Source organism: Hymenobacter sp. B1770, from assembly GCF_049896385.1.
Classification (GTDB): Bacteria; Bacteroidota; Bacteroidia; order Cytophagales; family Hymenobacteraceae; genus Hymenobacter.
The window spans coordinates 299,460-305,727 of the sequence record NZ_JAFCUF010000007.1 but is presented as its reverse complement, the minus strand read 5'-3'; the positions used below and the strand labels follow the sequence as shown (position 1 = coordinate 305,727).

Here is a 6,268-nt window from a genome sequence, read left to right as displayed (position 1 = left end):
GCCTATGGTACTGCCTTCACCGGTGGGAGAGTCGGTCGCCGCCAACCTTTTTTACAACCCCACGCCCCCCGCCCGCTCTCACCAGCCCGCGGGGGGCGTGCTGCGTTGGGGGAGTATGCATACTTACTGTATCAAGTGTTGCACTGCTGGGCGTGATCAGCCTCTCGTAGTTAATAAATATAAGTAAATTGGGTTGTGTACTAGCTCTTAGTATCTGTGCAAGTATCACCAGCACGTTATAGTCGTAGCATTGATTGGCTTACCATTCTACTTTATGTAGTGCTGGTTGGCATTGGATGGGTGTGTATATATGCGTCGAGCTACTCGCCTGACGCACCAGCAAATCCATTGGGAAGCCTCAGCTTTGACAAGCTTATGGCTTTTAACTGGTTCAAGCAACTACTGTGGATTGCTACTGCTGTGGTGCTTGTGGTTGTGCTTCTGGTGGTAGACTATAAGGCATATGATACACTGGCTTATGCCATGTATGGGGGCATGATTGTTCTACTGTTGGTTACTATGTTTGTGGCCCGGCCGATAGCAGGGTCACGCTCCTGGCTTGAGCTTGGGCCAGTGAGGTTGCAACCGGCTGAATTCGCCAAGTTTACCACGGCTTTGGCAGCTTCGCGGTTTATGGCCAGTATCAATTTGCGGTATCAGAACTGGCGTGACCAACTGGTATTGGCTGGCATTACACTGTTGCCTCCACTGTTGATTATTGCTTCCAATGAATCTGGCCAAGCGCTGGTATTTGGTGCACTGTTGCTGGCTTATTTCCGTGAAGGGATGTCCCCATTGATTCTGCTCTTGTTGGCAGCAGCAGCCATCATACTCATTTTAGCTTTATTGGTGCCGAAATTGTGGCTGATAGCTGCTTTTTCACTAATACTACTTGCTATATTGGGTCTGAATCGGCGTGTCTTACGTCATCATTTGCCCTTGGCAGTTGGTGTATGGGTGTCGGTGGTAGGAATGGTAGTAGGGGTTGATTTCTTCTACAATAATGTTCTTCAGCCACACCAACGTCAGAGGATTGAGATACTAATCAACCCGTCGGCAGACCCATTGGGCAAGGGGTGGAATGTGACGCAAAGCAAAATTGCTATTGGTTCGGGCGGTCTATTGGGCAAAGGTTTTTTGCAGGGCACTCAAACTAAATTTGATTTCGTACCAGAACAGAGTACGGACTTTATTTTTTGCACAGTAGGCGAAGAGTTCGGTTGGGTTGGTAGTTTCGTTGTGATTTTATTATATTTAATACTCCTCTGGCGCATTATTTATATTGCAGAACGGCAAAAGTCTGTTTTCGGCCGGACGTATGGATACTGCGTTGCCAGCGTACTGTTTTTCCATATGACTGTTAATATGGGAATGACCATAGGGCTTGCGCCGGTAGTTGGCATTCCGCTTCCATTTTTTAGTTATGGAGGGTCTTCCCTATGGTCTTTTACCATACTGCTTTTTAGTTTGCTAGCGCTTGATGCGTACCGGAAGCAAGACTTGGTGCGCTGATGAGGAACGGGCAAGTGCCGGCTTGGGTATGGATGGTCTTGGCAACAGCCCATACAATAGTGTTTGCATGGGCGCTCTTCAATGAGAGCTGGGCCTTCCCAGATACCGACAGATACATGCAGGCAGCAGAAAACCTGCGATTGCATGGTATACTGTATGCTCGACCGTGGCTGGGGAACGTTTACAATGGGCAAGCTGTGCAAGAGTATACTATCAGGCCAGTTGGCTATCCGCTAGCCGTACTGGTGTTAGGCAACTGTAACACTCGCCCGTTTCTATTATTAGTAATACAAAATGCACTAAGCTTATTAAATATTAGCCTTCTGGTACTATGGTGGGCTACAAGGGTTAAGTCCAAAAATAGCGGTTGGTTACTGCCCATAATTTTGGTGCTAAGCTTTCCAGCTCAACTCATCTATGCAAATGCGGTGATGAGTGAAGTAATGCTACAAACGCTGGTAGTAACAATAGTAGCAGCAGGGTTGGCTTTTATTAAATCCGGCAAAGGACAATACTTCGCTGCCGTGGCCTTGGCCATGGTGATTGCAATGCTATTGAAGCCGATATTTTATCCTTCTGCGCTCGTATTGCTGGGCATAAGCGTTGTACTGGCGTGGAGAAGAAGAAAACCGCAACTAGCCCTTATTGGGTTAATGCCAGTGGTAGCCTTGGGGCTATACATGGAGTGGAATTATATACGCACAGGTTATTTCCACTTTTCTAGTATAGCCGAGATAAATCTGTTGCATTATAACGCAGCTGGGGTAGTAAGGCAGGTTGATGGACCTGCAGCGGAAGACAAATGGGTCGCGGCTGTGCTTACGGAGGCTAATCAGAAGCCAGACTTTGCATCCCGTCAGCGCTTTATTCAATACCAGGCAAGAGCAGTGTTGTGGGAACACCCCGGGGTATATGCTAGGCAGCACCTTCAGGGCATGGTTGCTTTGTTCTTGGACCCTGGGCGGTTTGATATAAGCCAGTTTCTGGGCTTAGCAGCACCTACTGAGGGTGGATTCCTGGCACAAGCCCGGACGGGGGGGATATTACGCGCTGTACAGCGGCTTCCAGTAGGCATGATAGCCTTCTTGAGCTTGATGCTAATGGCGAATAGCGTCCGATTGGCGCTGGCCGTTCGTGGCTTTATACGACTTAACAGTTACGGACCAACGCTACGCCATGGGCGATGGGTGGTGTTGGGTATTTTACTTTATGTAGCACTGCTGACGGGACCTTTGGGCGCGGCACGCTTTCTGGTACCGGTTTGGCCACTGCTCTTGGGCTTGTCCTTGGTTGGATTGGGTGGGCAAGGCCCTTTGCCTATTTCGCTATATGCGAAGGAGACGGCGCCAATTAGTAAAGGTTAAAGCTAGAGCAGCGCTGAAAACGGGGGCAGCCAAGTAGCCCATGCGGCCCAAATCGCCGGAAAGAACCATGTGAAGTGCTACGACAACTAGTAAGAACACTTCCTTCGTGCCCAAGGAGGCGTAGTCGGCTGAGATTCTTGACTGATGCTTTTCCAGCAGTATGCTTAGTGGTACAACTAGTGTGAAAAGACCAAATATGCTTAACAGCTCACCTATTCCTTTGAAAGAGGCTGCTCGCCCGAGCGAATAGGCTATGTTATCGAAGTGCTCTAATGCATTGGTGATGGATTGGTTATCAGAACTTCCATTGCTTGCATTGACGAGGTAGTGCACACCAACCAGTGCAATTAGCCCGATGCTTAGCGCCAGGGCCTGCTTCGGCCAGCTTAAGGACTTGCGACCAAACCAGAGTATCCAGGGCAAGAGCAGAAAGAACGATTCTTTTGCCAAAGGGCCTAGCAATAAAGCTGCTACCAAGGCCCAATTTCCGGTCGGGCCACGGCGGACAGCATAGTAAGCCAACCCGAATACCAGGAGGTAAAGGCTATCGGTGAGCGGAAGGCCGGCTGCGTACAAAGCCCAACGGCTGGTAAGCAGGGCCAGCATGGCGAGGGCTGCCCCTTCGGCGGAAGCTCCAGCGTGGCGGGCACTGTTGAACCAGCAAGCCCCAGCGGCAGCCACAAGCAAGCAATTAACCAAGTAGAAACTGAAGCGTAGCGGCCACAAGCCCGTAGGTCGTTGTGGCCATACTGCAGCATAGGCTTTAGCAAGTGGGGCCGCTACGGCGGCGGCAACAGCCGGTACCAGAACCCGATAACGATGCGTGACACGTACGCTGTCGAAATGCCCGGTGGCCATGCGCAGGTAGCTTCGCGTATCGGGCGAATGCGAGAAATCGAAGTGCACGTACATCGGATAGGCAAGGTTGGCCACCGCGGCCACTGCTAGGAGCCAGGGCAGTAGCCAACGGCGCAGCCGAGGTCCTAAGTAGGGCAACGTCGAATTCGGCGCGAGGCTAGGCAAACTTGCGGTCGATGAGCTTTAGGAGCTTGTTGACGTGCTCCTCCTTGCGGCCCCAGTCGTAGCGCTGCGACAGGTCACTGGTGACGTAGGCACGGGCCTGCTCTGGGGTAGGCAGCGAATCGAGGTGCTGAATGGCTGCGTGGTATTCCATGTTTTCGCCTGCAAACAGCTCGTTGATAAAGCTAAAGCGTTGGTTGATGGATATGGCTTCGCGAAGGGTTTCGACTTTGGGACCCGCGCGTTCGGCCGGGGCCGCGGTGGCGCGCAGGGTTTCGGCCAAAGGCGGCGCTGAGGGGTGGCCAGCTTTCAGTTTCTCGTGGAGACGCACGCTGCTGGTCTCGTCAGTGGTAAGGGATGCACCAGAAACCACAGCAGCGGCCGGCACGACTACGGGTGTAGACGGCGTTTGAAGATGAGTTGGAGCGGGCGTAGGGGCCGCTACAAACGTAGGCACTGCTACCGTAATGGGCTCCGGAGTAACGCGCTTTGCAACTGGCGTAGGAGTGGGAACTGGCTCAGGCTCAACCTGGGGCTGAGTAGGTGTGGGGACAGGAGCGGTAGTGCCAGACACCGGACCATCCTCAAGCAAGTCGGCAGTAGTGAGCGGAAGAAGCGTGCTGAACTCTTCTACGAGGCGCTGCATGGGCTGGTGAGCCTTGTAGTTGGCCGCGTGGTAGAGTTCGAAACGCTGGGTTAGGAAGTCATTGCTGAGGTCGCCAGTGCTGGTTAGGCTGTCTACGAAACCTTGGTAAAAAGTCTTGTAGACGTCAATGTAACGCAGGTTGTCGCGGAGGCTGGTCAACGAGGAAAATTCCCCATTGCCTAATAACAGGCGTTGGAAACTGCCGACTGGGTCAGCTACCATGCCCAGCGAGTCGCCAATGGCTTGCGCCAATAAAGGCTCGAAAGAAGTCCGACTTAAGCTAATGTGGCGCGACAAAATGTTCATGAACTGCGTGAGGGCAGCCTGAACAGCCGGGGCTTCAAAATCGAAGTAAGGGCTGCGGAGGCGGGCCGTTTCGGCTTGCCATTGGCCCAAAAGCTGGCGCACCACCAGAAGGTTAACCTGGCGTATGGGAGTGAATTTGAGTATTGCAGGGCCATCAAGAGTGGCGGTGGGCTCGGAGTCGAAGTGCTGGTCGCAGAGGCGAGCGGCCAAGCGGCGACCGTATTGCGCGCACTTGGCGAGGCTATATTTGTCGTTCATAAAAAGGCCGTGTTTCGGTGGCCGAAGTTAGGCATAAATGGCCCTGTTGACGATTGAAAACTTACCGGGAGCGGCCGTGGAGGTGCTCGCCGGGACTACTTTGCTGGCCGCAATACAAGCTGCCGGGCACGACTGGATGCACGCCTGCGGTGCCAAAGGGCGTTGCACCACCTGTCGTTTGCAGGTAAGCAGCGGCTTGGAAAACTTAAGCCCGCCCTCCGATACTGAACTACGCTATCGGGCTGCTGGTCGGCTGCTTGCCAACGAGCGGCTGACGTGCCAGGCCCGCCTGCCAGCAGGCGCCGTAACCGGCCGCGTGCCTGAAGCCACGAAGCTGCCGCACGTGCAGTACGGCTAACGCTTGACGCTGGATAACCAAAATTATTGACCCGCCAGCGTGAACAGTCCAACGGCAGGCGGTCAGGACGTTTGCTTGGCTGGGCTTTTTATTGGGCAGCAAAGAGGCCTCGTGCTGTGCCGTTCGTTCCTAACTTTAGGTTTCTAAACCTCCCCAAGCTCGCCTGTACTTTGTTTATTGAACCCCGTGTTGGCAACCGCCACAATGCCCCCCGCCGGGGCTGGATAGAAGTAGTGTGCGGCTCTATGTTTTCGGGCAAAACCGAAGAACTGATTCGTCGCCTCACCCGCGCCCGGATTGCCCGGCAGCAGGTCGAAATTTTCAAGCCCGCTGTCGATACCCGCTACGATGTGGAGGACGTGGTGAGCCACAATGCGGCCCGCATCCGGTCGACGCCGGTGGCCATTCCTTCGGAAATCTTGCTGCTTGCTGCCGGGTCCGATGTGGTGGGCATCGACGAAGGCCAGTTTTTTGATAATTCGCTGGTTGACGTCTGCCTGCAGTTAGCCAACAATGGCACCCGCGTTATCGTGGCTGGGTTGGACATGGACTACCTCGGCCGACCGTTTGGTCCCATGCCGGCACTGCTGGCCACGGCCGAATATGTGACCAAAGTACATGCTGTGTGCGTGTGCTGCGGCGAAATAGCATCTTATTCTTACCGGATTGCCGCGAGCGAAAGCCAAGTGCTACTCGGCGAGACAGATTCTTACGAAGCCCGCTGCCGGCCTTGCTTTTTAGCTGGCATGCAAGCCAAGGCGCCGGCCCCGGAGGTGCGCTCAACGGCCACGCACTAAAGCGTTG

6 protein-coding genes are annotated in these 6,268 nt (G+C 53.7%); 4 read left to right on the top strand and 2 right to left on the bottom strand.

The features are described from left to right. Positions 1-216: 216 nt before the first annotated feature. A complete protein-coding gene (rodA, locus tag ACP7AJ_RS15905) occupies positions 217-1,512 on the top strand; it encodes a rod shape-determining protein RodA (RefSeq protein ID WP_426061194.1) in 1,296 nt (431 codons plus the stop codon). A 197-nt stretch (positions 1,513-1,709) separates the two neighbouring features. Next, positions 1,710-2,876, top strand: coding sequence for a hypothetical protein (locus ACP7AJ_RS15900; protein ID WP_426061193.1), 1,167 nt, complete (start codon positions 1,710-1,712; stop codon positions 2,874-2,876). On the opposite strand, the gene ACP7AJ_RS15895 is transcribed toward ACP7AJ_RS15900, so the two are convergent. Then, complete coding sequence (locus ACP7AJ_RS15895) at positions 2,838-3,788, bottom strand: hypothetical protein (RefSeq protein ID WP_426061192.1); 951 nt, start codon at positions 3,786-3,788, stop codon at positions 2,838-2,840. The two genes, ACP7AJ_RS15900 and ACP7AJ_RS15895, sit on opposite strands and share 39 nt — an antisense overlap. 103 nt (positions 3,789-3,891) lie before the next feature. After that, positions 3,892-5,106 (bottom strand): hypothetical protein, encoded by a 1,215-nt coding sequence (locus tag ACP7AJ_RS15890; protein ID WP_426061191.1) that lies wholly within the window; start codon positions 5,104-5,106, stop codon positions 3,892-3,894. A 37-nt stretch (positions 5,107-5,143) separates the two neighbouring features. Here ACP7AJ_RS15890 and ACP7AJ_RS15885 point away from each other — a divergent pair, with 37 nt between their 5' ends. Both ACP7AJ_RS15885 and ACP7AJ_RS15880 read left to right on the top strand, forming a co-directional pair. Continuing rightward, entirely contained in the window at positions 5,144-5,464 is a 321-nt protein-coding gene (locus ACP7AJ_RS15885; RefSeq protein WP_426061190.1) for a 2Fe-2S iron-sulfur cluster-binding protein, read from the top strand. Positions 5,465-5,634: 170 nt separating this feature from the next. Then, positions 5,635-6,261, top strand: coding sequence for a thymidine kinase (locus tag ACP7AJ_RS15880; protein WP_426061189.1), 627 nt, complete (start codon positions 5,635-5,637; stop codon positions 6,259-6,261). Positions 6,262-6,268 lie beyond the last annotated feature (7 nt).